18 protein-coding genes are annotated in these 24,678 nt (G+C 45.4%); 14 read left to right on the top strand and 4 right to left on the bottom strand.

What is annotated here, in order from left to right; genetic code table 11:
* Positions 1 to 828 (bottom strand): AraC family transcriptional regulator, encoded by an 828-nt coding sequence (locus J2736_RS01980; protein WP_310223016.1) that lies wholly within the window; start codon positions 826 to 828, stop codon positions 1 to 3.
* Between the two features lie 251 nt (positions 829 to 1,079).
* On the opposite strand from J2736_RS01980, the gene J2736_RS01985 reads away from it, so the two are divergent.
* The 4 genes from J2736_RS01985 to J2736_RS02000 all read left to right on the top strand — a co-directional run bounded on the left by J2736_RS01985 (position 1,080) and on the right by J2736_RS02000 (position 9,642).
* Positions 1,080 to 3,695: a discoidin domain-containing protein gene (locus J2736_RS01985; protein WP_310223018.1), complete on the top strand. Its 2,616-nt coding sequence runs from the start codon at positions 1,080 to 1,082 to the stop codon at positions 3,693 to 3,695.
* Positions 3,696 to 3,948: 253 nt separating this feature from the next.
* On the top strand, positions 3,949 to 6,237 hold the full coding sequence (locus J2736_RS01990; RefSeq protein ID WP_310223020.1) for a chondroitinase-B domain-containing protein: 2,289 nt from the start codon (positions 3,949 to 3,951) through the stop codon (positions 6,235 to 6,237).
* A gap of 235 nt (positions 6,238 to 6,472) precedes the next feature.
* Positions 6,473 to 7,687: a formaldehyde dehydrogenase, glutathione-independent gene (gene fdhA / locus J2736_RS01995; RefSeq protein WP_310223022.1), complete on the top strand. Its 1,215-nt coding sequence runs from the start codon at positions 6,473 to 6,475 to the stop codon at positions 7,685 to 7,687.
* A gap of 158 nt (positions 7,688 to 7,845) precedes the next feature.
* Positions 7,846 to 9,642 (top strand): MerR family transcriptional regulator, encoded by a 1,797-nt coding sequence (locus J2736_RS02000; RefSeq protein WP_310223024.1) that lies wholly within the window; start codon positions 7,846 to 7,848, stop codon positions 9,640 to 9,642.
* Positions 9,643 to 9,764: 122 nt separating this feature from the next.
* On the opposite strand, the gene J2736_RS02005 is transcribed toward J2736_RS02000, so the two are convergent.
* A complete protein-coding gene (locus J2736_RS02005) occupies positions 9,765 to 12,359 on the bottom strand; it encodes a GH116 family glycosyl-hydrolase (protein WP_310223025.1) in 2,595 nt (864 codons plus the stop codon).
* A 150-nt stretch (positions 12,360 to 12,509) separates the two neighbouring features.
* On the opposite strand from J2736_RS02005, the gene J2736_RS02010 reads away from it, so the two are divergent.
* From J2736_RS02010 to J2736_RS02025, 4 genes are all read left to right on the top strand, one after another.
* Entirely contained in the window at positions 12,510 to 13,373 is an 864-nt protein-coding gene (locus tag J2736_RS02010; protein ID WP_310223027.1) for an AraC family transcriptional regulator, read from the top strand.
* An 84-nt stretch (positions 13,374 to 13,457) separates the two neighbouring features.
* On the top strand, positions 13,458 to 14,207 hold the full coding sequence (locus J2736_RS02015; RefSeq protein WP_310223029.1) for an IclR family transcriptional regulator: 750 nt from the start codon (positions 13,458 to 13,460) through the stop codon (positions 14,205 to 14,207).
* Positions 14,208 to 14,459: 252 nt separating this feature from the next.
* A complete protein-coding gene (locus J2736_RS02020; protein ID WP_310223032.1) occupies positions 14,460 to 15,233 on the top strand; it encodes an SDR family NAD(P)-dependent oxidoreductase in 774 nt (257 codons plus the stop codon).
* 47 nt (positions 15,234 to 15,280) lie between these two features.
* On the top strand, positions 15,281 to 16,189 hold the full coding sequence (locus tag J2736_RS02025; RefSeq protein ID WP_310223033.1) for a fumarylacetoacetate hydrolase family protein: 909 nt from the start codon (positions 15,281 to 15,283) through the stop codon (positions 16,187 to 16,189).
* Between the two features lie 69 nt (positions 16,190 to 16,258).
* Here the strand turns inward: J2736_RS02025 and J2736_RS02030 are convergent, their stop codons facing one another.
* Positions 16,259 to 17,128, bottom strand: a complete 870-nt coding sequence (locus tag J2736_RS02030) for an AraC family transcriptional regulator (protein ID WP_310223035.1) — start codon at positions 17,126 to 17,128, stop codon at positions 16,259 to 16,261.
* A 119-nt stretch (positions 17,129 to 17,247) separates the two neighbouring features.
* Between J2736_RS02030 and J2736_RS02035 the strand changes: the two genes are divergently transcribed.
* Together J2736_RS02035 and J2736_RS02040 are read left to right on the top strand one after the other, a co-directional pair.
* Positions 17,248 to 18,441, top strand: a complete 1,194-nt coding sequence (locus J2736_RS02035; protein ID WP_310223037.1) for a Gfo/Idh/MocA family protein — start codon at positions 17,248 to 17,250, stop codon at positions 18,439 to 18,441.
* A gap of 14 nt (positions 18,442 to 18,455) precedes the next feature.
* Positions 18,456 to 19,280 carry a sugar phosphate isomerase/epimerase family protein gene (locus tag J2736_RS02040; RefSeq protein ID WP_310223038.1) on the top strand — a complete coding sequence of 275 codons (825 nt, stop codon included), beginning with the start codon at positions 18,456 to 18,458 and terminating at the stop codon, positions 19,278 to 19,280.
* 50 nt (positions 19,281 to 19,330) lie between these two features.
* Here J2736_RS02040 and J2736_RS02045 read toward each other — a convergent pair whose 3' ends face one another.
* Entirely contained in the window at positions 19,331 to 19,828 is a 498-nt protein-coding gene (locus tag J2736_RS02045) for a helix-turn-helix transcriptional regulator (RefSeq protein ID WP_310223040.1), read from the bottom strand.
* A gap of 170 nt (positions 19,829 to 19,998) precedes the next feature.
* Here J2736_RS02045 and J2736_RS02050 point away from each other — a divergent pair, with 170 nt between their 5' ends.
* The 4 genes from J2736_RS02050 to J2736_RS02065 all read left to right on the top strand — a co-directional run bounded on the left by J2736_RS02050 (position 19,999) and on the right by J2736_RS02065 (position 24,611).
* Positions 19,999 to 20,925 (top strand): nucleoside hydrolase, encoded by a 927-nt coding sequence (locus tag J2736_RS02050; RefSeq protein ID WP_310223042.1) that lies wholly within the window; start codon positions 19,999 to 20,001, stop codon positions 20,923 to 20,925.
* Between the two features lie 84 nt (positions 20,926 to 21,009).
* Positions 21,010 to 22,362, top strand: coding sequence for a GGDEF domain-containing protein (locus J2736_RS02055; protein ID WP_310223044.1), 1,353 nt, complete (start codon positions 21,010 to 21,012; stop codon positions 22,360 to 22,362).
* Between the two features lie 162 nt (positions 22,363 to 22,524).
* Positions 22,525 to 23,541, top strand: coding sequence for an NAD-dependent epimerase/dehydratase family protein (locus J2736_RS02060; protein ID WP_310223046.1), 1,017 nt, complete (start codon positions 22,525 to 22,527; stop codon positions 23,539 to 23,541).
* Between the two features lie 2 nt (positions 23,542 to 23,543).
* Entirely contained in the window at positions 23,544 to 24,611 is a 1,068-nt protein-coding gene (locus J2736_RS02065; RefSeq protein ID WP_310223048.1) for a dihydrodipicolinate synthase family protein, read from the top strand.
* Positions 24,612 to 24,678: the final 67 nt, after the last annotated feature.

Consider the following 24,678-nt stretch of genomic DNA (forward strand, 5'->3'; position numbering starts at 1 on the left):
TCATCGCTTACGGTAAGCTCTCGGTGTCATTTGATGAAACGTTTTGAACACTTTATTGAAATAACTGGCAGAACCGAAGCCGCAAGTCAAGGCAATCTCCGTAATGGATTTTGTCGTGGCGTGCAGCATATGCCCGGCATACTGAAGTCTCAACCGAACAATAAACTCATTCGGAGTTAGACCTGTCACTTCCCTGAATTTGGTATAAAACCATGTTTTCTTCAAGTGTGATTGGGCAATCACAAGGTCCATATCCAAGTCCTCTGACCAATGCGTCATTACATATTTAATCGCTTGGATAATGCCACTGGAAGAGGAATCCTCTTGGGATTGATCAAGGTTATTCGTAACATAATACCTCTGCATGTGAACCAGCATTTGGATCATCAATGTTTGCTGTTGAAGCTCCCAGCTGGGAAGTGCTTGCTTCTCCTCCTCGAGGGCATCAATGGCCAATCGTTGCACCGTTTGTGCGTAGACGGTATCCGCAGGAATGAGAGGCGAGGTATTCGACATGTAAAAGGGTGTAAGCAAGCTGGAACCTCGCGGCACGAAGCCGACAAAAGAGGGAGAGAAAAGCAACATGATCCAGCGACTAGTCTGTCCCTCTTCTTGAATGAGATTCCAATGCGGTTCAAATGGGCGTAGTAGGAAAATATCTCCTGGTCCTGCATAATAGATGGCATCTCCGATCTTGTATTTCATCCCTTGATCCAGGGCAATGCTGACCTCGAGAGCATCATGCATATGTAAATCATGATCAGTGAATTGGGCATATTTCTCTTGAATCGTGTAACCGGTAGCTAAGGGCAGGCGCTCATACTGCACGTGAGTTTCACTCCTTTTGTATCAAGATTAGTATATCTTTTTTTCGAAATGATGTCTTATCTAAAATGATATAACCAAAGTTCCGTCTGGGTAGATGACCTAGGCGGTTTTTTCTATTCAACATAAAAAAAGACATAGAGGTATAAGTGATGACAATGACAAAGGAAAAATAGGGGAGTAAACTCTAGTGATGATGAGTCCCTGATCCGATAGCTCATGAGTAAGCATCATTAGGAAGGAGAGACACTCGGATGTCAAAGACAGAAGTTATAACGGAGATTAATCTCGCGCTACATGGCCAAGTAACTTGCAGCTCAGAAAGTTCGAATGGGACTGGCCATCAAGCGGTCGATGGTGCCCTTGATACTTGTTGGCAACCATCGAGCTCCGATCGTAGGGAGGATAACCGCGTATGGATCACAGTTGACCTGGGGGATTGCTATGCATTCAATGTTGTCCAGTTGAAACTGGCGTCCGGTTTCATTCATAGATACCAAATTCTTTATTCTACTGATGGAGAAATTTGGAGTGAAACGTATAGCAGGGAAACGTCGAGAGGTGGCATTCATTTAGACGAAAGTGCTCTGTTTCCAAAAGTTAGAGGAAGATATGTCACTTTGGAAGTGGAACTGTTTGATCCGGAGCGGGATTTTCAGCTTATCGAACTTGGTGTCTATGAACGGCTAACGATCCCTTCAGGTCCCTTGTTAGATCGCTTAGTCTGTACGGTTGAAGGTAGCGCTTACGATCAGGACGATACATTAACCGTACAAGTGAACAAACGGGTGAAGTTGAATCTGAGAGGGATGCTAACAGACGGTTCAAATGTCTACTTCGATTTTGAGGATATCTCGATTAGCTGCAGCCATGAGGATGTGGTGACAATAGATGAGAATTGGGTAATAAACAGTCTCAAGTCAGGCATCTCACAGATAAAGATAAGTGTCACTTTAGACGGCGTGATGAAAGAGGCTAGCTTCTTTATAGATGTAAGTGATCCTACAGAGTGGTTAGTAGATATCAATATGGTACATCCCTCATTGGTTATGGACATCGGTCAGCCAGCCTACTTGGAACTTGGTTGTTTATTTCCATATGTGCATGTGAAACCCACCGAGGCGATGAAGATGAATGTTTCGTTAGTAAACATGACTTTGGAACAGCTGGTTGATCGGCATTCTGAAATAAATGTGGCTTCGGGCATGGCGTCGGTTATTACATTTCCAGGTGAAGTGAGGGAGTCAGGTAAGTACCGAATAAGCATTGTAATGGAAATAGAAGGGGACCGCTTCTTTTATGATGCTTTTTATTTTACCGTTAAGGATCCTCACAGGAATAACGATGGGCAAAGTGAAATCGTACATATCGACGAGAAGGGGAAACTGGCTTACGTACCTGATTACAAAGGGAATCAGATCCTCGATTTTTCAAATTGCGGTTATGGTGGGGGAGGCGTTGCCTTACCTGATGTGGAGACAGTTATTGTCCTTGAACCTGTGGAAGGAGATAATACGACACATATCCAGGCAGCGATTGATCAGATAGCTGATTTACCACTATCTGTCTTAGGTTTTCGAGGTGCCGTTCTTTTGAAGAAAGGTGTCTATCCCATCGGCGGTACATTGCAGATTCATGCAAGCGGCATTGTCGTACGTGGTGAGGGGGAAAGCGAAGATGGAACCCTACTATTTGCCACAGGTACAACGCAGCGAAATGTGATTGAAATTAGGGGCGAATCAGTTCCTTGTTTACTGCCCGATACACAGACATCTATTTGTGATCTTTATGTGCCCACGGGAGCAAGAACGATTCATGTTAGCGATGCATCTTGTTATCGGGTGGGAGACACCGTCAAGGTACTCCGCTATGGCAACGAACGATGGATTCATGCCATTGGCATGGACGCCATTCGCTTGCGGCCAATTGGAGGAGGAACTGTTCAATGGCTTCCGTTCCAGCTGGAGTTCGATAGAGTGGTTACTCATATCGATGGCAATTGCGTGACACTGGATGCGCCTATCGCAAATGCAATTGAAAGCTGCTGGGGAGGCGGGTCATTGATTAAATTCGCGGATACGTGCCGTATCGAGCAGATCGGTATCGAGTATTTGAGAGTGGTTGTTTCGTATGATTCAACTATCCAAGACTCACGAATCGACGGCAATGAGGGTAGTGAATCTTACCTTGCGGATGAGCAGCATGCGATTAATTTTATAGATGTGGACAATGTCAAAAACGCATGGATTCGCAATGTCGTTGGCTTCCATCTCCAGCATGCACTGGTGCAGGTTGGTCGCTCTGCGAAATGGATAACCATCCAAGATTGTGCAGCCTATGACTTTGTCAGCGTGATTACAGGAGGTCGCCGGTATGCCTTTCATCTCATGGGTGAGTTAACGCTAGTCCAGCGTGCCTTTACGGAAACCGCCAGACATGCTTTTGTCGTAGATGCGCGTGTTGCAGGGCCGAATGTATTCCTCGACTGTGAATCACAAGAGGATTACAACTCGAGTGAACCCCATCATCGCTGGTCAGTAGGCTGTCTGTATGACAATGTAATGGGGCGTATTCATATTCAGGATCGAGGGTGGTTGGGGAGCGGCCACGGATGGTCTGGGGCGAACTATGTCACGTGGAATACATCCAACGAGCTAGTCTCTCAACAGCCCCCAACGGCTCAAAACTATGCGATTGGACATGTCGGAACGCAAGGTAAGTCACTTCTCCCAAGCCCCTATGATCAACGGCAGCGCAAGGAAGCCTACTGGGAAAGTTTTGGGAGCCATGTCACTCCACGAAGTCTATATACACAACAGTTACTGGACCGTCTCATGATGGAAGCGTGTGTAAATAAATTGCCCGAATGACTGTAAGTGGTCCATGCAACTGTGCATGGGCTTCTTGGCATGAGCTCTCTTCTAAATTTGGATAGCCAGTTTAGGTAATGAGGGTAGATAGTTTCGATTTTGAAGATACAGTTACGATTATGATGATGATTATTTTCGGTGATTTGTATTAAATTGGAGAGGAGTGCACGCACTCAACATCTAGGAAAGGAGTTCAAAGATTCGAGAGATTTCAGTGTCCACTGCGTAAGTAAGATTAAGGGAGGATGTATTTATGAAGAAAGGTAAACATGTAGGAATTATGATGGTATTGATAAGTTTGTTGCTTGCTATGATCCCATTCGCAGGTTATGCTGCTGACGCGAAATTGTCGGTGGCACCATCGGGAGTGACGGCGAGTGCAGATGATGGGAACGTGCCAGCCAATACGGTGGATGGAAGCTTAACGACACGTTGGTCGGCAAGTGGAGATGGGCAATGGATTAAATATGATTTGGGCTCTGTTAAAAAGGTTTCTTACATGAAGATGGCATTCATAAGTGGGGATACGCGGACATCGAATTTCGATATTCAAACTTCTACGGACAATGTTAATTTTACGACGGTTCAGTCGAATGTGACGAGCAGTTTAACGACAAGCTTGCAGACCTTTGATTTTCCAGATGTAGACCCTGCCCGTTATGTTCGCATAGTGGGACACGGTAATTCAGCTAACTTATGGAATAGTTATACCGAGGTCGCGATTTATGGCGACAATTCTGTAAGCGCTTCCGTAGATGCGAAGTTCTCCGTCTCAGGGTCTAATGTGAGTGCAAGCGCGGACGATGGGAATGTACCAGCTAACACGGTGGACGGGAACTTAACGACAAGATGGTCGGCAAGTGGGAATGGACAATGGATCAAGTATGATTTGGGGTCCAATGTTAGGGTTGCTTTTATAAAAATAGCCTTTGTAAGCGGAGATACACGGACTTCCACTTTTGATATTCAAACGTCCACCGATAATTTGAATTTTTCGACGGTTCAGGCCAATGTGACAAGTTCACTAAACACAAGCTTACAAACGTTTGACTTCACTGATGTAGCGTCAGCACGTTATGTGCGCATTGTTGGACACGGCAACTCCAACAACTTATGGAACAGTTACACGGAGGTGGAGATTTATGGTGAAGCTCCTGTGATACCAGGTGTTTCTGTTTCTACATCTGCACAGTTAGCAACCGCCTTAAGCAATGCTTCCGCAGGAACGACCATCGTGCTCGCTAATGGGACGTATGCCCAAACAGGACCATTTGTTTTAAGTAACAAAAATGGCACAGCGAGCAGTCCAATCACAATTAAGGCAGCAAATGCAGGGCAGGCAATCATTTCTGGAGGCGCGTCGCTGCAAATACAGAATTCATCCAACGTCGTAATCGAGGGATTGAAATTCACAAATTTAGGGAATACGGGCCTATTATTAGATGGTTCGAATAACATTCGTGTGACTCGAAATCGATTCGCCCTGCAAGCTACAGGCAGCACCCTCATCTGGCTTCAGGTTAGTGGCGTCAACAGTCATCATAATCGAATCGACCATAATGATTTTGGTCCGAAGAGTGACACAGATCCACTGATTGCTTATCAAGGCGATAACAATGGAAATATTTCTCAGTACGATGTCATTGAATACAATTACTTTCATGATGTGGGGCCATGGGTAGCAAATGGGAAAGAAACGATACGCCTGGGCTTATCTGGCATCTCTTTGTCCAATGGGTATAATACCATTCAGTACAATCTTTTCGAGAACTGCGATGGCGAACCGGAAATCGTGTCTGTGAAAAGCAGTAACAACACCGTTCGTTACAATACCTTTAAGACTTCCAAGGGTGGACTCACTTCCAGACATGGGCATAACAACTCCTTCTATGGAAACTATTTTTTAGGTGATGGTGTAGAATCGGAACAAGCGGGCATTCGGATATATGGCAATGATCATAAGATTTACAACAATTACATGGAAAATCTAACAGCTAACGCGATCATTTTAGATAATGCTGATTATGATGGTGGTACAGGTGGTTATCCGTCCAATCCATCAGCGGATGACTTGAGAGCACAGTGGAAAATCTACCGAGCGCAAGTTGTCAACAATACGATCGTGAACAGTACGACGGGGATCATCGTTGGTTCTGGCAAACCCTTGGCTCCACAGGATAGCAGAGTAGCTAATAATATTGTAAGAAACTCCACGGGTACGCTGTACAATGAAGTGGGAACTACAAACACAGTCTTCGAGGGGAACATCGGTTACGGAAGCACAGTAAGCAATAACAGTTCGCGGACGACGGCCCAAATTTGGAATACCAACCCCTTGTTCACAACGGTAAATGGCTTGCAAAAATTGTCATCCACAAGTCCGGCGATTAATGCTGCAGTCGGAAGCTATACGTATGTGACCGAGGATATGGATGGAGAAGCACGTTCTTCCAATGACATTGGAGCGGATGAGCGGTCTTCAAGCACAACCTTTGGAAAACACCCTATGACAGTAGCAGAAGTTGGACCTAATGCACCATAGATAGTGACGAGTTCGAATGCCGAGATTCGTAATGAGCAAGAGCGCACAGCTTGGCTGTGCGTTCTTGTTGCATATGTAATCGCTATCAATTTATAGTGTGTGATTGCAGGAATATAGGCAAGAAGGGAGAATAGTATCCTTGTGTTTGCGTTACTTCCGAATTTGTATGATCCAAGACACCTTTTATGAAGGGGACTAACTCAGCATAATTCAAGTGTGGGAGGAAGAAGAGAACATGGCAGGAAACAAAGCAGTTGTCTACAGTAAGCCAGGAAGTGTTGAGATTCGTGATACCGATTATCCGGAGTTAGTGCTGAAGGATGGGCCTGGTGTCAATCCCTTGAACGTTGGTAGGAAATGCGAGCATGGGGTGATACTCAAGGTCGTAACAACGAACATTTGCGGAAGTGATCAGCACATGGTGAGAGGTCGGACAACGGCTCCGTCAGGACTCATTTTAGGTCATGAAATTACAGGGGAAGTCATTGAAGTAGGACGCGATGTAGAGTTTATTAAAAAGGGAGATTTAGTATCCGTGCCCTTTAACATAGCCTGTGGTCGTTGTCGCAGCTGTAGAGAGCGTAACACGAATGTATGTTTAAATGTAAATCCAGATCGGCCAGGCTCAGCCTACGGGTATGTAGACATGGGAGGTTGGGTTGGCGGTCAATCGGAATATGTCATGGTGCCATATGCAGACTTCCAATTGCTGAAATTCCCGGACAAAGACAAAGCGATGGAGAAAATACTTGATCTGACGATGCTCTCGGATATTTTTCCGACGGGCTATCATGGCGCCGTTAGTGCTGGCGTTCGTCCAGGTTCAACGGTATATGTAGCCGGCGCTGGCCCAGTTGGTCTCGCAGCGGCACACTCCGCACAACTGCTTGGAGCAGCTGTGGTTATTGTTGGGGATCTGAATGCTGAGCGTTTAGCACAAGCAAAAAGCTTCGGCTGTGAGACCGTTAATCTCCGCGAAAATGCAGATTTAGCAGGACAAATCGATCAGATTCTTGGCTCGCCTGAAGTAGATTCCGCCATCGACTGCGTAGGATTCGAAGCACATGGTCATGGCAAAGCGCATGGCGAAGCGCCTGCCACGGTGCTTAATTCCATCATGGAAGTAACTCGCGCGGGCGGAAGTCTGGGGATACCTGGACTCTATGTCACTGGTGACCCGGGTGCCGTGGATGAAGACTCCAAAATTGGCACATTAAAGATCCGTTTCGGACTGGGCTGGGCGAAATCACACACATTTGTAACGGGGCAAACACCAGTTATGAAATACAATAGAGACCTGATGATGGCGATTCTCAGTGGCAGAGCACAAATCGCGAAAGCGGTTAATGCGACTCTTATCTCCTTGGCAGAGGCGCCGCAAGCGTATCAAGAATTTGATCGTGGTGTTTCTCTCAAATTTGTTATTGATCCACATGGACTTGTAAAATAATACCATTTAATAATGTCGAGGCTGGCCTGAATAGGGACAGCCTTTTTGCGATGCGAACAATTTGATACATTCATTGTCATTTGTATAGCGTCCTGAATACCATGTTATAGATGCCTAAGCCTACGGGATACAAGAAGAAAGGATATGATCGTTAACAAATGAAAAGGACATACAAAGTCAATGAGATCGCACGTTCCATTCGGAAAACGCAAGCGACTGTCGTAGAATGGTCCAAACAATTTGCTGATTTTCTTCCGTCTACCGCTGTTGGAGGAAGCTTAAGATATACAGAAGAAGCAGTCGAAGTCTTTCGAGTAATTGCCAAATTAAAAGATGCCAATAAATCTCTTAAGATGATAAACGAACATTTACTGGAAATGAGCCTAAAAGGGAATCATCCGCAAAGTGGTGAAAAGATTCTTGTTACTCCGACACCTGCCGCTGATCAGGAATTGAACGTACCCCCAGTAGACAACATAGCGAACCCGCTAGTAAGCAATGAAATCTTGGAATTACGTAATCTGGTCCAGTTTTTAACGCAAAAAATAGAAGCCAATAAAACGCCAAAACGCATAAACGAACAGGTAGAAGAAAGTCCAATGGTTAGCATATCTTCACTTTCAAGTGGTAGACAAGTAGCGCCTACTAAGAATTATGTCAATGTTCTGTTCGATGAGCTTTCGAATGAGGTCGCGGAACTTCGCAATATTGTCCTTACATTTATGGAAAAGATGATCGAAGTCACGACGGATGCAAATCAGGATGAACGGTTAACCAACATGGCTGACTCATTACATCTACAATTCAATGGTATTTCCGAAGAAGTTGCTGAGCTGCGTAATATCATTAAAGTTTTTACTTACAAAGTGGCTGAGGTGATTGAGCAAGACGACAGCAATGAAGTTGCCGCTAATGTGGATGTACTCAACACGCAATATAAAAGTGTATCTGATCAGGTTACTGAACTGCAGCATGTGGTCTATACGGTTCAGCCCAAGCTGATTGAGACGCTTGAACACGAGCTCAAAGATGAAATGCTAGCCGTGACAAAGGAGCAACAAGACCAACAAGAACAACAGGTGCAACAGCACGGAAGCATTACGAAGCTAGAGGATGAGCTCCAAGAACTCACGACCATTCAGCTCAAAATGACAGAGGTGCTTGAGCAGAGTTTTAGAGGAGAATTACTCGCAGCAACAACGGAATTACAGAAGCAACTGCATGAAAGTGTCTCGACTTTGGCACAGGAGTTTCAAGAGCTTAATAACGTTCAGCTAAAAGTAACAGAAACGCTGGAGCACAATCTGAGAGAAGAAATGCTTGCAGCGACAACAGAGTTAAATGAGCAACAGAAGCAACTGCAGGAAAGTGTCGCAACGTTGACACAAGAGCTCCAAGAGTTCTATACCGTTCAGCCCAAAGTGATTGAGGCTCTGAAACAAAATATCAAAGGTGAGTTTCAGGTTACGACAAGTGAAATGCAAGCACAATTTCATGAAGGTGTCTCGGCATTAGAGCAAGAACTGCAAGAGTTTTATACCGCTCAACCCAAAATCACAGAGGCTTTGGAGAAAAACATTCGAAATGATATGGAGTCAGTGACAGGCGAGTTGAAACATCAACTTACTGAAAGTATCACGATGATGGAGCAGGAACTCCAAACCGTTCAACCCAAGATCACACAAGTGTTGGAGCAAAATCTCAGAAATGAAATGCATGCAGTGACCTATGAATTGCGAAAGCAGTATAAGGAAAGCATCACAGAGTTAGAGAAAGATATGCGTAACAATTATGCTATTAATTCCCAGAAATTAACTGAGCTTATTGAACAGGCAATTAACAGTCAAGTTGTAAACAATGAAGAAGTATTAAACAATCGATTTGATACGATCACGATACAATTGTCATCCCAACAACGATTGCTTGATAAGTTAGCGAAGTTTCTGGGGATTTAGTCACTAGGAAGAGAAGTGGCCAAAGAAGCACCCCCCAGTAACATCCCAAAAGCCTCCAACCCCACTTAAAGTGGAATTGGAGGCTACTTGCTGTATCGGGCATCACACGATACCAAACTAGCCTAGCGGAATGTAAGAACAAGTGATGATTTTGACGCCATGTTGAGCGGTGATAACAGCTGAATGCCATCTTCGCATCTATTAAAAGCTATGTTAACCCCATCATGCTGCAGGTGTTGAATCGATGGCAATTCCGCCAAAGGGAGCTTCAATTGGCTAAGCTCCAGCTTACCACCGAGCACCTGTATGTGAATCTGCTCGGCAGTTTGCTCATACGTCCCCCAGCCCATATCCAGGGACCACACAGTTCGGAACCGACCCTCGACCAGTTGTGCGGGACGAAAGCCAATCATCTTACAGACCATGTTATATTCAAAGCCGCTAAAAGCTTGAATCAAAGCGAAACTCGCCATAGATCGGGCATAGTTGCTTCCGCACTCGATCTCATTCCAAGGATTTCGTTTCTCGCCGTCATAACGATCCCGGATTGCTGCAACAATTGAGACGCCTTCCTCGATAAAACCTTCTTGAATCATGTGCGATGCGGCCTGGTATTCGAATCCTGTCATGGTTTCCGAGTTGTAAGTCAAAGGAATCGCAGGCTTGCTCACGCCCTTCGGCCATGTACAGATAACAAGACCACCCTCGTCATTGAGTGCATACAATCGCCACGTATTCGCTTCCTGTCGCATGCTGGATTTGAAGTTGTGCTGATACAACGATTTCAAAGCGATTCGTGTCTGTTTCTTATCGAAAATTTCACCTAAACCGCACAGATTGGCATGCCATTGGGCGATGACTTGATCGATGACGCAGCCTTCGGCAATCTGATATTTGATTTCGCAAGTCTCCTTATTCCAATAACTACTAATGGTTTCTTCACCAAAAGAATCAAGAACTGTTGGATCCGTTAAATCAATCTGTTGTACATAGTAAGAACCGTTAAACAAATGCGCATCAACCCAAGCTTTACCGGTTTCAAAAATCTGCAAGTAGGTATCGGCTGACTTCACATCGTCTAAAAATGAGGCCATTTCTGCACCTGCCTTGAGGGCAGCCAAATAAAATCCGCTTAGCCAGGAGTTGGCACCATAAAGCTCCATGTCTAAGGTGTGATGCTGGCGGCCTGTGAGAACACCTTTTTTCTCAGGGTCCCATTTATCTTCGTTCGTGTCAGCCCAGGCATACTCAATCGATTGTTTGACAGCGGGCCAAATCGAGCGCAACCACGCGGTATCCCCCGATATTTTCCATTCGCGATACGCCTTCAGCACACCGCCGAATTGACCGTCCGCGCAGGCGCGGTAGTTATTTCGCTCTCGTCCAAGCGGCAGCATCAATCGAAAGGACATCCGGCCATCCTCCCGTTGATTGTACGTGAAATCCAGATCGCGCATGCTGCGCTCCAAGGAAGGGAACAGAAAAGGCAAGGCATAAGCATAGTTCCACACATGGGTGCACGAGCCTTCACAACAGCCGGTATCTGAAATGGAGCCCTCAAATCCATAGAAGGAACCATCTGTCAGGCGTAGACTGGTCGCTGTTTTGATAACAGAAAGATTAGCCGAAACGGCGTCAAGCACCACAGCTGGCAAAGTAGATGAGAATAACGCTTCCTTAAAAGCTAGCGTGTCTCCATACAGGCGATCCCAATGGTTAAAAGCGTACTGTGCAGTCGACTGAGAATCTTGGAAAAGTGTCGCATAGTAATTGTGCCAACTATTGGGGCCAGACGGGTTAGGGTTCCAATAATTAACGACCTGTGGGAAATGCCAGGAGATCGTGAAGCGGATCTTTTGCTTCTGCCCAGGTAACAACGTAAGATGTCCGGCTAACGATGCCGTGTCTTTTCGGTGCGGTGGGCGCTCATCTTCCTGGTATTGTCTATTTGTGAATGGTCCGGGTTGAGTGAAATCATGCCAGAACATTTCCAGATTATCGCACCATTCTCCGCGGTACCAAAACTCCTGATAACTAACATTGGCGGCATCCGTAGCGATCGTAATATCCCCGTATTGAGGATCTTCACGGTTGAATGGATTGGAACTCAGCTTAATCATATGTAATTCGCGATCATGTTCACCACTCGAATGGTGGTAGGTGTGAATGATTTTCTCAGTTGGCTGTGGATTACTTGCCGATAGGCTTATCGTATAGGTAAGGATACTTTCCGTTGTGTTTTCAATCTCCCATTCGAAGAAGGCAGCAGGTAGGCTTGAATCATCCGCCTGGAGCGGGATAAAGGGATTATAGGCCATTAATCGTATATTGCCAGGGAAAGCCGGTTCTTCGAAAGTCATTTCAGCTAAAGGAAATTCCCCTTGAAACGTTACCTTTTGAAAATGAGGCATGCCAGCCATCGTCTGGCTCTCCGGGCCAAATCCATATCCACTATGCAAAGCTCCACCGCGGATATATTCACCCATATATGGGGCTTGCATATCGCCTTGCAGCACGCGTGCATCGACAACCGCACCATCGCGCTCTGCTTTAATAGCGAAGTGGCTAAAACCGTTAAAACTCTTCTTGTTCGGTCGATTGAAGATTTCCCAATCAACCAGTTGGCCGTTGCCTGCAAGGCCAATGCTTCCACTGCCTATTCCTCCTAAAGGAAAGCTGATTTCCCTTGTTTTAATGCCTTTATAAATGTTTTTCATACCTTCAACCTCACTTCAGTAAATGGTATACTAATACCCATATCGCATCTTTAGTATAAGGGAAGGGCAGGAATATGCCTTTGTAAATTACACGCATTTGTAGGGTGAAAAACGACTGAAATGTTTCTTTGGAAGAGAGGGTTCTGACAGATGATTCTTGATCATTACGCGATAGCTCCCTATATTCGTATTGCTGATTATGCGATACGTCCGCCTTTTTTTCTAGGTGAACGCAATTTGTTGGATTATATTATTTTTTATGTGCAAGAAGGTCAATTCGAGATACAGATTAATGGACGGAAACATGACTTGAAAGAAGGCGATTTATGTCTCTTCCAGCCTGGTGATCTACATACAATCAAAGGACTCAACAATACCATTAACCCGTATGTTCATCTCGATTTTTTCTATAATGTACACCGAGAAGAAAGCTTTGTAACGCGGCCTGGACAATTGGACATGATGCCTTACAGCGCTTACTCGCAACCCCGATTGCACGAATGTAAGGATATTCGTATGCCATTTCGGATAGAGACTTCTCAACCTAATAAAATGCGGGATCTTGTTTTGAAAATGATTGAATGCTGGCAATTACAGACGTATTTGGGAATCATGGAAGCTAATCAGCTAGCTAATGAGTGGATCACGCTCGCATTTAAGCAGTACATGAAGCCGCAATCTCCCCAGCGAACACATCAGCCATTCCTAAACTGGATAACCTCTTACTTTGCATTTCACTTGTCTGAACCCATAACCGTTGCGGATATGGCTCAAAGAGCTGGTTTATCTTCGTCCCGATTTAACGTGCTTTTCAAGCAGCATTTTCAACAGACACCTTATCAATATTTGATGAATTTGCGAATAGAACATGCCTTAGAGTTATTAAAGGAAGACGTTTCGATTCAAAAGGTGAGCGAGTATTGTGGATTTACCGATGTGCATCACTTTTCGAAAGCATGTAAAGCTGTTACTGGGATTACGCCTGGTGCACATCGGAGGAGAGTGAATCTATGAAAAGTTGCACGGACTTACACCTGCTCGTACTTTATGTTATCATCGAATGAAAAAGTCTGTTAGTAGAGTCTGTGAGGGTCGAACATGGAACGAAAATATTGGGTCCCGGCACTAGAAAGAGCACAAGATGTGCTGCAGTTAGTTGCTGCTGGTCCTTCTAAGTTAAAATTAATGGATTTGAGTGCAGCGACGGGAATTAATAAAAGCACGATGTTTTCTCTTTTACATACGATGGAAACCTTGAATTGGGTGATCAAAGAAAAAGGGGATACCTATGCATTGGGTTCCTTCTTTGGAATGATTGGCAACGCATACTTCTCTGGCATGTCGTTGGTGAAGTTATTTGAAGAGAAGGCTAGTCGATCGGTGGAGCGTCTTGGTGAAACCATTCAGTTGGGTCGCTTGGAGAAGGGGGAACTCGTCTATTTGGCGAAGAAGGAGGGAGCGACGCAAGTTCGGCTCATCTCTGAGCCTGGCATGCGTTTGCCAGCGTATGCAACGGCAATGGGCAAAGTATTGCTTGCTGCGAGGGCAGATAAGCAGGTGCTCTCCTACTATGAGGAAGGTAGCTTCCAAAGCTATACGCCGAATACGGTTCAAAGCGGAGAGGAGCTGCTTGTTCAGCTCCGAATCGCCAGAGAGAACGGCTACGCGGTCGATCAAGAAGAAGTTGTACTTGGATTTTGCTGCATCGCTATGCCGATTCTTGATCGTAACGGTGAGTCGATTGCCGCAGTTAGCTGCTCCATGCCTGTCCATCAATGGACGGTAAAACAAGATTTGGCCAAGCAAGAGATGAAATTGCTGGCGCACGCGTTGTCAGCTGTTTTTTAAGATAGCTAAACCAGTTCGGAAATATAGTCCGTATTTACCGCCTTAATTGTGCGCAATGGTGTCGTCGCCGCAAAAGATCATTCCCCAGAGGGTGTCCCAAAAGCCAACATAATGGCGTGGGGCACCCTCTTTTCCATTTCCATGCTAGTCCTGATTTTTGTTCATTGACGAGACTGAAAGCGGATGCTAAACTTAATTTATAATTTATATATCAAACTAAGTTTATTATAATAAACTAAGAGGTGGATCTAAATGAGACTACAGAATAAGGTTATCATGATTACAGGTGCTGGTTCGGGGATTGGGAAGAGCACAGCGCTGCTTTTTGGACAACATGGTGCACATGTGATCGTAAATGATTTGGATGCCATCAAAGGTGCAGAAACAGCTTCCGAAATCGAGGCTAACGGTGGTAAAGCACTCTTCTTGCAAGCAGATGTGACCGATCCGGAATCTGTTAAGGCGATGGTAGACCGAGCAATCGAAGCATGCGGGCGAATTGATGTGCTTTTTAATAATGCGGGAATTAGCGGCGTTGGTGCTCTTCATGAGTTAGAGCCGGACCAATGGGATCGCGTCATTCGTGTGAATATTCGTGGCGTTTTTCTGCCATCCAAATATGTCATTCCGCACATGATGGAGAAGCGCAGCGGGTCGATTATTAACATGTCCTCCTGCATTGCAGAGATTGGCTTGGCTCGCCGAGCATCGTATGCAGCGACCAAAGGAGCGGTACTGGCGTTGACCAAATCGATGCAAGTCGATTATGCACCTTACCAGATTCGTGTGAATGCCCTCCTGCCGGGCACAATTCTAACACCTTTTGTTGAGAATTATTTGAAAACCTCTTATGATGATCCTGAGGCTGCGATTGCCTCTTTGAAAAGTAGACAGCTTAGCGATGAACTCGGTACACCTGAGGATGTTGCGCAAGCCGCGTTATTCCTAGCTTCGGATGAATCCAAATTCATGATGGGCTCGCCTTTGTACATTGATGGTGGCGCTGTGTTTGGTAAGAATGCGTAAATAAGCAGGATTGAAATCAATTAACGGAAGAGAGAGGACGTTCCCTAATGAAACTCGTCACAATTGATCAAGCCGGTAATCTTCATTTAGGTGTGAAGCTGGAGCGTTATGTATTGGATATTAACGAGGCGTTGAAAGCATTCCCGGAAGATGGGCTTCCAACCGATATTATGTCCGTTATTGGTGATGCTGGAACTGTGATCCCTCAGTTGGAGAGATACATAGCCAGAGTCGTGGAGGGAGCATCGGAGGGCAGTGCATACCTCTTGGAAGAATCCGAAGTGACATATGGCCCCTGCGTGACACATCCAGGCAAAATCATCTGCGTAGGCTTAAATTATCGCAAGCATGCCGAAGAAACCAATGCGGCAATCCCGCAATATCCGATTTTATTTAATAAATTCAATAATACGATTACTTCGCATGGCGACGACATTCCGCTTCCGAATCGCGTTACGAGCCAAGTCGATTATGAAGCTGAGCTGGTTATCGTGATTGGGAAAGAGGCTAAGTATGTAGCCAAGGAGCAGGCATTAAGCCACGTACTTGGTTACTGTAATGTGAATGATTTGTCGGCCCGTGATTTGCAAATGCGCACTCAACAATGGTTATTAGGGAAATCTTGCGATAAATTCAGTCCGCTTGGTCCTTACTTGGTCACGGCTGATGAGGTGGGAGATCCGAATCAGTTGACGATCAAATGCACAGTGAATGGGGAAACGAGACAAAATTCACATACCTCCGATATGATTTTCCACTGCGATGAAATCGTCAGCTATATTTCCCAGCATATGACGCTGTCGCCTGGTGATATCATTTTGACAGGAACCCCAGAGGGGGTAGTTCTCGGTAAGCCTGTGGATCAACGCGTATATTTGAAGCATGGGGACGTAGTTACGATTGAGATTGAGAAATTAGGTGCGTTGACCAACCGTATGGTGGATGAGCAATTATAGACTTTTTTATAGGTTAAAAAGAAGCGAGAAGGCAGCCTGCGGGCTGCCTTTTTTTCGTTCATAAATGAATTAGGATTCCCTCATTTGTCTGCTTTCCTGTATGCTGACCTGCTTCGCATAGTGTTTCGGCAGAACGCCTGCTTTTTTCTTAAACATACGTAAAAACCCGGTATAGTCGTTAAAGCCAGAACCTAAGCAAGCCTCTGTCACGTTGGCCCCGTCTTTTAGTAGTTTTTTGGCAAGCGCAATGCGTTTATACACGATGTATTCGTGGATGGTACTACCGGTATGCTTTTTGAATAGACGACTGAGGTGGTATCGGCTGATATAGAACTTCTTTTCCAACAATTCGAGAGATAAATCTTCTGCCAAATGCTGATTCAGATAAGCAAGAATGGGGGTCAAGCGAACGGGTAAGCCCACACCAAGCTCTTTCTCGTTGTTCGTCTCAAAATAACGCTGCACAAGCGAAATGATTTCTAAGAGATAACCTAGCTTAAGCAACGTATCACCAGCACTGGGATGTTTGTTTGTGTAATCATATTTATGAAATAAATCAACCAAGGAAGATGTTTCCTGTTCGGTGAGGGAGATTTTATTATTTTCGCCAAGAGGGCGATTATAGAAGCATTGTAAGGGAAGAAGGGTTTCCGTTTGAAAATAGGCCAGTAATGCAGGGTTAAATTCGATCGTAACACGCTCATACATGGCATCGGTGGTTAAGGCAGGCTTGTGAATTTCGTGTTCATTCGTAATGATCAGATCACCATACTGTAAAGGATACACCGTTTTCTCTACAAAATAATTCACATCTCCTCGGATGAGGAAGAAAATTTCACAGCCCTTATGCAAATGGAAATGAACATTAAAGGGTGGTTTTCTAGTGGCATGCTGGAAATGCACATGTTGATCGAATTGTGCCAAATACGTTGAAATCATCGGCAATCCCTCTTTCACTGAGCAAGATTATCCATATCTGAGGCAATTTCTTCAAGGAAGTAGTAATTAGAATGATATAGGATGAAGGTGAGATATTCAATATAGAGGAGGAAATGGGAATGAGTACTACGAAAATTAAATTTGGGCTTGTTGGGATAGGCAACATTGGCAAGACGCATCTGAAATATTTGGCTGAAATGGAAAATGTGACGTTAGAAGCTGTCTGTGATGTGGATCAAGCGAAGGCGGACCAGTTTGCAAGCACCTATGGGGTGAAAGCCTTTTATAACGCCAGTGAAATGTTAGCGCATTCAGGAATCGATGTCGTCATCATTGCCGTTCCGCATTATGATCATCCTGTGATAGCTATTGAAGCTTTCGAACGAGGCATTCATGTCATGTGTGAGAAGCCCATCGCTGTGCATGTGAACGATGCGAATCGCATGATTGAGGCCTACGAAAAAGCAAAGCTGACGTATCCTAATCTACAGTTCGCGATCATGTTCCAAGAAAGAACGCTGCCGTTCTATGCGAAGCTGAAAGAAATTGTGGGAAGCGGCGAACTAGGTCAATTAACGCGTGCCACATGGATTCATACGAAGTGGTTTCGTTCCCAATCGTACTACAATAGCGGTGGCTGGCGTGCGACTTGGGCTGGTGAAGGCGGCGGCATTCTAACGAACCAGTGCCCGCACACACTTGATATGTATCAGTGGCTGTTTGGCTTGCCAGCAATGATTTCGGGGCATGCCCATATCGGGAAATACCATGATATAGAAGTGGAGGATGAGGTCACGGCTTATTTGGAACATGCCAATGGGATGATTGGACATTTGATCGTAACAACGGCCGAATTGCCTGGAACGAATCGTCTGGAAATCGTGGGAGATCTGGGGAAACTGTTGCTTGAGAATGGCAAGCTGCTCTATTACAAGTACCCCCAATCCATGCTTACCTTTACCAGAGAGACTGAGCAGCAATTCGCATCATGGGAGATTGAACCCATCGAGGTTGCCGTAGGCACCTCAGTTCCGAGCGGGCATGCCATCGTGACAAGGCGGTTGGTGGATCGATTGCTTGGCTTACAAATGGACTTAATTGCTGAAGGTCCGGAAGGTTTGGGTGCGTTGACATTGGCGAATGGCATTATGTTATCTTCCTTTGAGAAGCGTCCGGTATCTGTTCCTTTAGATGGTGATGCGTTCTTGGTTCATTTGAATGAAAAGATTCGCACATCCAGTTTCATTAAAAAAGTGAATCAAGCAACTGAGGTGGCCGTAGATATGTCGGCTTCATTCGGGAGTACGAAATAAGAGGAGGAAACGGCATGTTAAAAGTAAAAGTAACGTGTTTCGCGGACGAAATCTCGCATGATTTGGAAGAGCAGCTGGATGTACTTACTCAGGAGGGGCTTGCTAATCTCGAGCTTCGCAACGTATGGGGGAAAAATGTGTTGGACTTAAACGAAGAGGAGTTACAGTCCATACGAAGCATGCTAGATCAGCGAGGATTTACCGTTTCTTCTATCGCATCGCCAATAGGTAAATACGCTGTGACAGATGATTTTGCACCAGAATTGGCCGCCATGCAGCGTGCCATCCATGCGGCACATGCTGTAGGTACACCCTATATCCGAATCTTTTCGTACTATACGAAGGACCTTGATTTAGATGCATGCAGGGATGAAGTTCTAAGCAGAATGAAGCAGCTAATTAAGCTTGCGGAACAGGCGAATGTCATTCTCCTCTTAGAAAATGATAATAATCTGTATGGCTCAAAGGATGACCGTGTTTTGGACATTTTGCAGCATTGTAACTCCAACTCGCTTCGCTCGGCATTCGATCCCGGAAATTTCGTTATGAATAAAGTGAAACCGGCAGACGAAGCCTATCCGAAATTGCAGTCATACTTGGCCTATGTGCATGTGAAAGATGCGACGAATGAGCCGCATCAATTCGTTCCTGCAGGTGCAGGCGCAGGACAACTTCCTGAGCTGTTGCTTCAATTGCGTGAGGCTCGATTTACGGGCTATCTTTCCGTCGAACCTCATCTGCCTCATTATTTACCTCATGCTAGTAATCCCAAACGCGTAGTAACCGCAATTCGTGCCTTAAAGGACCTGCTCGCTCGAGCAGAGATGGCATGGGAGTAAGCAATATGATAAGCAACATCAGATTCGTATAGCTTTCGATAGGCCGGGCACTAGCTGCTCGGCTCTTTGTATGTCGAAGGGGCCACTTGCATCCGATATCGGCGAGGTGAGAAACCGGTAGCTTTCTTAAAAAAGGAGAAAAACTGCGTGTCATTGGAGAATCCACAGTCATTAGATACGGCTGAAATCGAGAGAGCTGTTTGCTGCAACAGACGTTTGGCTAACTCAAAACGCTTGGACATCACGTATTGCATTGGGGAGAGACCATATTTTTCTTTAAAGAGATGCCGGAATCGGAGGAGTTCAATAACCAACTCGCCAACAAGATGATTCAGCTTAGCGGAATAGAAGGAGCGTTTATGCTGCATCTCAATAAGCATTCTTTGCAGTAAAGCAAGGATAGCTCCATCTGTTTGGTCGCGATATAAGCCTTCCCGGAGGGCATACCGACCTAGCTCTACTTGAAATCCGATAAACAAAACATCGCTGTCTGTCGTATGTTTCTCATGCCGAGTCGTTCGAAAAAGAAAATCCAAATGCCCATTCACGGCAGTTCGTCCTTTCACTTTAAAAATCGTATAGATAGCCGAATCATATAAAAAATAAGCCGATCTATGATAAAAATATAGCACGAATATAGGTAGAATAGCTCTATATACATAAGAATGTACAAAAGATGAATAGCCACATGATGATATAAAAAGTGAGGAGATGTCCCATGGAATTCCCATTGATATCGGATGAGGAACGTATCCAACGATTGAAATCGAGGTCTGGCAAGATACGAATGGTACTGGATACGGATACGTTTAATGAGATTGATGATCAATTTGCAGTTGTTTATGCCTTGCAATCGCCTGAACGCCTGCAGGTAGAGGCTTTCTATGCTGCGCCGTTCTTTAATGATTTATCGTCAGGTCCTAAAGACGGTATGGAAAAGAGTTATCAGGAGCTGCGCAAAATCGTATCTCTGATGGCACGCACAGACATTCCTATATATAAAGGGTCTGAGACTTATTTGCCAGGTGCTGAGACACCGGTAGAGAGTGAAGCAGCGCGTAATCTGGTGGAGCGAGCGATGGCATCCACGCCGGAAGATCCTCTGTATGTTGTAGCCATTGGCGCGATAACCAACGTAGCTTCCGCCATACTTATGGAGCCTCGCATCATCGCGAACATCGTGGTTGTGTGGCTTGGCGGTCATGCGCTTCACTGGTCGCATACACGTGAATTTAACTTGGAGCAAGATATCCATGGGGCACGTGTTATTTTGAATAGCGGTGTCCCACTCGTGTTAATTCCATGTATGGGTGTGGCTTCTCATTTACAAACGACGCTATCGGAGATGAAAGATTTTGTGAAGGATGCAGGGGAGATCGGTGCGTATTTGTATGAGACGTTCCGACAAGTTCATCCTGATCACTATGCCTATTCCCGTGTGATATGGGATATTTCGACGATTGCTTATCTCGTTAATGAAAAGAGTACACCGAGTGTGCTTCTCGCAAGTCCGATTGTATCCGATGAGGCGAGATGGAGCCAAGATCCGTCACGACATCTCATACGGTACGTCCATTATATTAATCGTGATCTTGTTTTCCGAGATTTGTTCCGCAAGCTAAGGGATGACCAAACTGGAAAATAGATTTAAAGACACAATAACGATTTGTCTTTTATTCGAGAACAGGCGTATACTTGATCTTAATGATGAAGTAAGGAGCCGCCATGTATGGATATTCCAAATCGAATTGCCATAGGTATCTTAGGGCCCGACGCACTTGTGAATAAAGTGTTAAGCGTAATTGGGACGTCGTTTCCATCTTTTCAACCGATTTCGCGAGCCTGTTCTGCAGAAACTGCGTCTGAGATTGCCGAGGAGCTGCTCTTAGAGGTGGAAGTGCTGCTTGTAACAGGTCCTACACTCTATCGAAGAGTCAAGGAACATGTCATTACCCACTTGCCTGTACATATGATTCCATTAACGGACACGGGACTATTTAGTGCGTTATATCGTTTACGAAGTAAGCCCGAACTTCATTCAGCGGGTGCTATTTTTAGTATCGATTCTTTTACATCCTCCACCTTAAGCAGGCATGTGAAGGAAATCGGTGAAACATCATCCAGCTTTTTGATTTACGATGGTGTGCCCTATCCGCAAGTGGACACGATGATGCACTTCCATGTAGAAGCGTTCCGCAACGGAGCTGCCCAAGCCGCATTGACCACAGATAGTGAAGTTGCGGATAGGCTGAATGAGCAGGGAATTCCTTGTGAATGGATTACGCCGACCGATCAGAATATTACAGTAGCCTTGGAGCGTGCGCTGCTCTCTACAGAAACTCGGCGCAGTAAAGAAGCGCAAATCCTTGTAGGTATGATCAATGTGGATGATTTCGGCAAAAAGCTGCAACAGCAAAGCACGGAGCACGATATTCAACGTTTCAAGCTGGAAGTTCACCGAAAACTGATTGATTATGTAGAGTCGTTGGATGGCTATTTAACGCATCTCGGTGCGGATGAGTATTTATTTTTTACAACACGGGGAATCTTCGAACGGGAGACGGTGGGCTATAAGTCGGTTCCGCTTGCTCGAGAAGTATGGAAATCGCTGGGTCTTTCGCTAAGTATGGGTATCGGCTTCGGCCGCAGTGCGAATGAAGCAGGTACGCACGCCCGACTTGCCCTGCGCAGATGCAAAGAGGCGGGCGGGAACACTTGCTTTATTGTTCGTGAAGACAAGACGCTTATTGGCCCACTAGAAATGGCGGATCCACTCAGTCGGGATTTGTCGGTAACAGATCCCGAGCTGCTGAAGTGCGCAGAAGATGCCGGAATGACTTCTACGTATTTAAGCCGGCTCATGGCGACAGTCGCAAGGACGAGCAAGCTCGACTATGAAGTGCATGAGTTAGCGAGTATTCTTGGCGTCACGGTTCGAAGTACGCATCGTCTACTGCTGCAATGGATGGACCATGATTTGATTTCGAGCGTTGGTTATGTGAAGGTCCCCAAAGGTAGACCCAAGCAAACGTTCAGACTCCAATTTTTGGAGAAATTGGCTGCCGATCCAAGTCGGGTATAGATAGGAACATACGAACCGCTCTTAGATTGGCCATGCTGCCTCTAAGGGCGGTTCTTTACTTTTATTTAAAGACGATATAAAGATTTGTCTTTTATGTTTGAGAGTCCGTATACTACAGTCAGGAAGCTTAATTCAAGATCATAATGTGAGGAGATTGCGAGAATGAGAACATTAGAAGATTTGGATAAGGTTATGTCGTCACCGTCACCGGATTTAATCCAGTTTATGAGGGAATTGGATGGGGATATTATGCTGCTTGGCGTTGGAGGCAAGATGGGCCCGAGCTTAGCTAGGCTGGCGATGAACGCGATTCGTGCTGCTGGTGTTGATAAAAAAGTGTATGGGGTTTCGCGTTTCTCAGAAAGCGGTTTGCAGGAGGAGCTGCAGTCTTTTGGCGTAGAGACGATTGCCTGTGATCTTTTAAATGACGAAGCGCTGCAAGCATTGCCAGATGTGCCTAATGTCATTTATATGGCAGGAACGAAGTTCGGTACAACGGGAAAAGAACATTTCACTTGGGTGATGAACGCGTATCTGCCTGGCCGAGTAGCTGAGAAATATCGTAACTCCCGGATCGTCGTATTCTCAACGGGCAATGTGTATCCGTTTACTCCTGTGGCCTACGGCGGGGCTCATGAAGCCATTAGTCCTGCCCCAATTGGTGAGTATGGTCAGTCCTGTCTTGGCCGTGAGCGAATGTTTGAACATTACAGTCATAAGAACGGTACGCCGGTTTTGATCTATCGTTTGAACTATGCGATTGATTTACGCTACGGTGTATTGTTAGAAATTGCGAAATCGTTGAAGGAAGGTCGTGCCATCGATCTTGCTATGGGGCACTTTAATTGTATCTGGCAGGGAGATGCGAATGATATTGCAATTCGTTCACTAAAAGCTGCACAAAGTCCAGCTAATTTCTTAAACGTGACGGGACCTGAGACCGTCTCTGTGAGATATGCCGCCGAGCAGTTAGGCCAACGCCTAGGAATTGAGCCTATCTTCAAAGGTCAAGAATCGGAAACAGCGCTGCTTAGTAATGCAGCGAAGAGTATGCAGCTATTTGGCTATCCGCGGATTTCACTTCTACAGATGTTTGATTGGGTAGCGGAGTGGATCGAGCATGGTGGCAGCATGATTAATAAACCTACTCATTTCCAAGAGAGAGAGGGGAAATTCTAACCATGACAGGACGCCGGGAATTAACGAAAGAGCAACGAATTGCGCTGCACGATGGACTGGTCATTCCAGCGCATCCACTTGCCTTAACCGCAGATCGGTTGCTGGATGAGCAAAGTCAACGAGCGTTGACACGTTACTATATGGCAGCGGGTTCTGGTGGGATTGCGGTTGGCGTGCACTCCACACAGTTTGAAATTCGTGATCCACAATACAATTTGTACGAGAAAGTACTTCGTATGGCATCGGAAGAAGTGGATCGCGCAGGACTTACCAGACCTTTTATTAAGGTCGCAGGCATTTGTGGTCCTACAGATCAAGCCAAAGACGAGACAGATACGGCAATCTCCCTTGGCTATGATGCAGCCTTATTATCCATGGGTGGCTTGAGTGGCTGGACCGAGTCTCAAATCTTGGAGCGGACAGCACGCATTGCGGAGAAAATGCCTGTCATCGGATTTTATCTCCAACCTTCCGTTGGCGGCAAGGTGTACAGCTTCGATTTTTGGAAGCAGTTTGCTAACATTCCGGGGATTGTAGCGATCAAAATGGCTCCTTTTAACCGCTATCAAACGATTGATGTCGTACGCGCTGTCTGCTATTCAGAACGCCGCGATGACATAGCTCTGTATACCGGCAATGATGACAACATTATTAATGATCTTCTAACTGTTTATAAATTCCAAGTTGAGGGTAAGAACATAGAGAAAAGAATTGTAGGCGGATTACTGGGACATTGGGCCGTCTGGACGCAAAAAGCAGTGGAACTTTTAGACGAAATAAAGGGAATTCGAATGAATCCTACGCTAGCATCCGAATGGCTGACACGGAACATCGAGGTGACCGAAGCGAATGCAGCGTTCTTCGATCCAGCCAATGGCTTCGCAGGTTGTATTCCTGGTATTCATGAAGTACTTCGTCGTCAGGGATTGTTGAAAGGGACATGGTGCTTGAATCCACATGAAGAATTGTCGCCTGGCCAATCGGAAGAAATTGACCGCATGTACAAAGACTATCCTCATTTGAACGATGATGCCTTTGTGAAGACGAATCTAGCGAATTGGTTATCTTAATTAGGAAATGATAGCCCGCCAAAGAAGTTTCTGCTACATTGAAAGTATGAAATTGACTTATTTTGGA

The sequence above is a fragment of the Paenibacillus qinlingensis genome, from assembly GCF_031455095.1.
In the GTDB taxonomy this organism is placed as follows: domain Bacteria; phylum Bacillota; class Bacilli; order Paenibacillales; family NBRC-103111; genus Paenibacillus_E; species Paenibacillus_E qinlingensis_A.

Coding starts and splice junctions, on each gene's coding strand:
- J2736_RS01985 (WP_310223018.1), top strand. CDS start 1,080: ATGTCAAAGACAGAAGTTATAACGGAGATTAATCTCGCGCTACATGGC.
- J2736_RS01990 (WP_310223020.1), top strand. CDS start 3,949: ATGAAGAAAGGTAAACATGTAGGAATTATGATGGTATTGATAAGTTTG.
- fdhA (WP_310223022.1), top strand. CDS start 6,473: ATGGCAGGAAACAAAGCAGTTGTCTACAGTAAGCCAGGAAGTGTTGAG.
- J2736_RS02000 (WP_310223024.1), top strand. CDS start 7,846: ATGAAAAGGACATACAAAGTCAATGAGATCGCACGTTCCATTCGGAAA.
- J2736_RS02005 (WP_310223025.1), bottom strand. CDS start 12,359: ATGAAAAACATTTATAAAGGCATTAAAACAAGGGAAATCAGCTTTCCT.
- J2736_RS02010 (WP_310223027.1), top strand. CDS start 12,510: ATGATTCTTGATCATTACGCGATAGCTCCCTATATTCGTATTGCTGAT.
- J2736_RS02015 (WP_310223029.1), top strand. CDS start 13,458: ATGGAACGAAAATATTGGGTCCCGGCACTAGAAAGAGCACAAGATGTG.
- J2736_RS02020 (WP_310223032.1), top strand. CDS start 14,460: ATGAGACTACAGAATAAGGTTATCATGATTACAGGTGCTGGTTCGGGG.
- J2736_RS02025 (WP_310223033.1), top strand. CDS start 15,281: ATGAAACTCGTCACAATTGATCAAGCCGGTAATCTTCATTTAGGTGTG.
- J2736_RS02030 (WP_310223035.1), bottom strand. CDS start 17,128: ATGATTTCAACGTATTTGGCACAATTCGATCAACATGTGCATTTCCAG.
- J2736_RS02035 (WP_310223037.1), top strand. CDS start 17,248: ATGAGTACTACGAAAATTAAATTTGGGCTTGTTGGGATAGGCAACATT.
- J2736_RS02040 (WP_310223038.1), top strand. CDS start 18,456: ATGTTAAAAGTAAAAGTAACGTGTTTCGCGGACGAAATCTCGCATGAT.
- J2736_RS02050 (WP_310223042.1), top strand. CDS start 19,999: ATGGAATTCCCATTGATATCGGATGAGGAACGTATCCAACGATTGAAA.
- J2736_RS02055 (WP_310223044.1), top strand. CDS start 21,010: ATGGATATTCCAAATCGAATTGCCATAGGTATCTTAGGGCCCGACGCA.
- J2736_RS02060 (WP_310223046.1), top strand. CDS start 22,525: ATGAGAACATTAGAAGATTTGGATAAGGTTATGTCGTCACCGTCACCG.
- J2736_RS02065 (WP_310223048.1), top strand. CDS start 23,544: ATGACAGGACGCCGGGAATTAACGAAAGAGCAACGAATTGCGCTGCAC.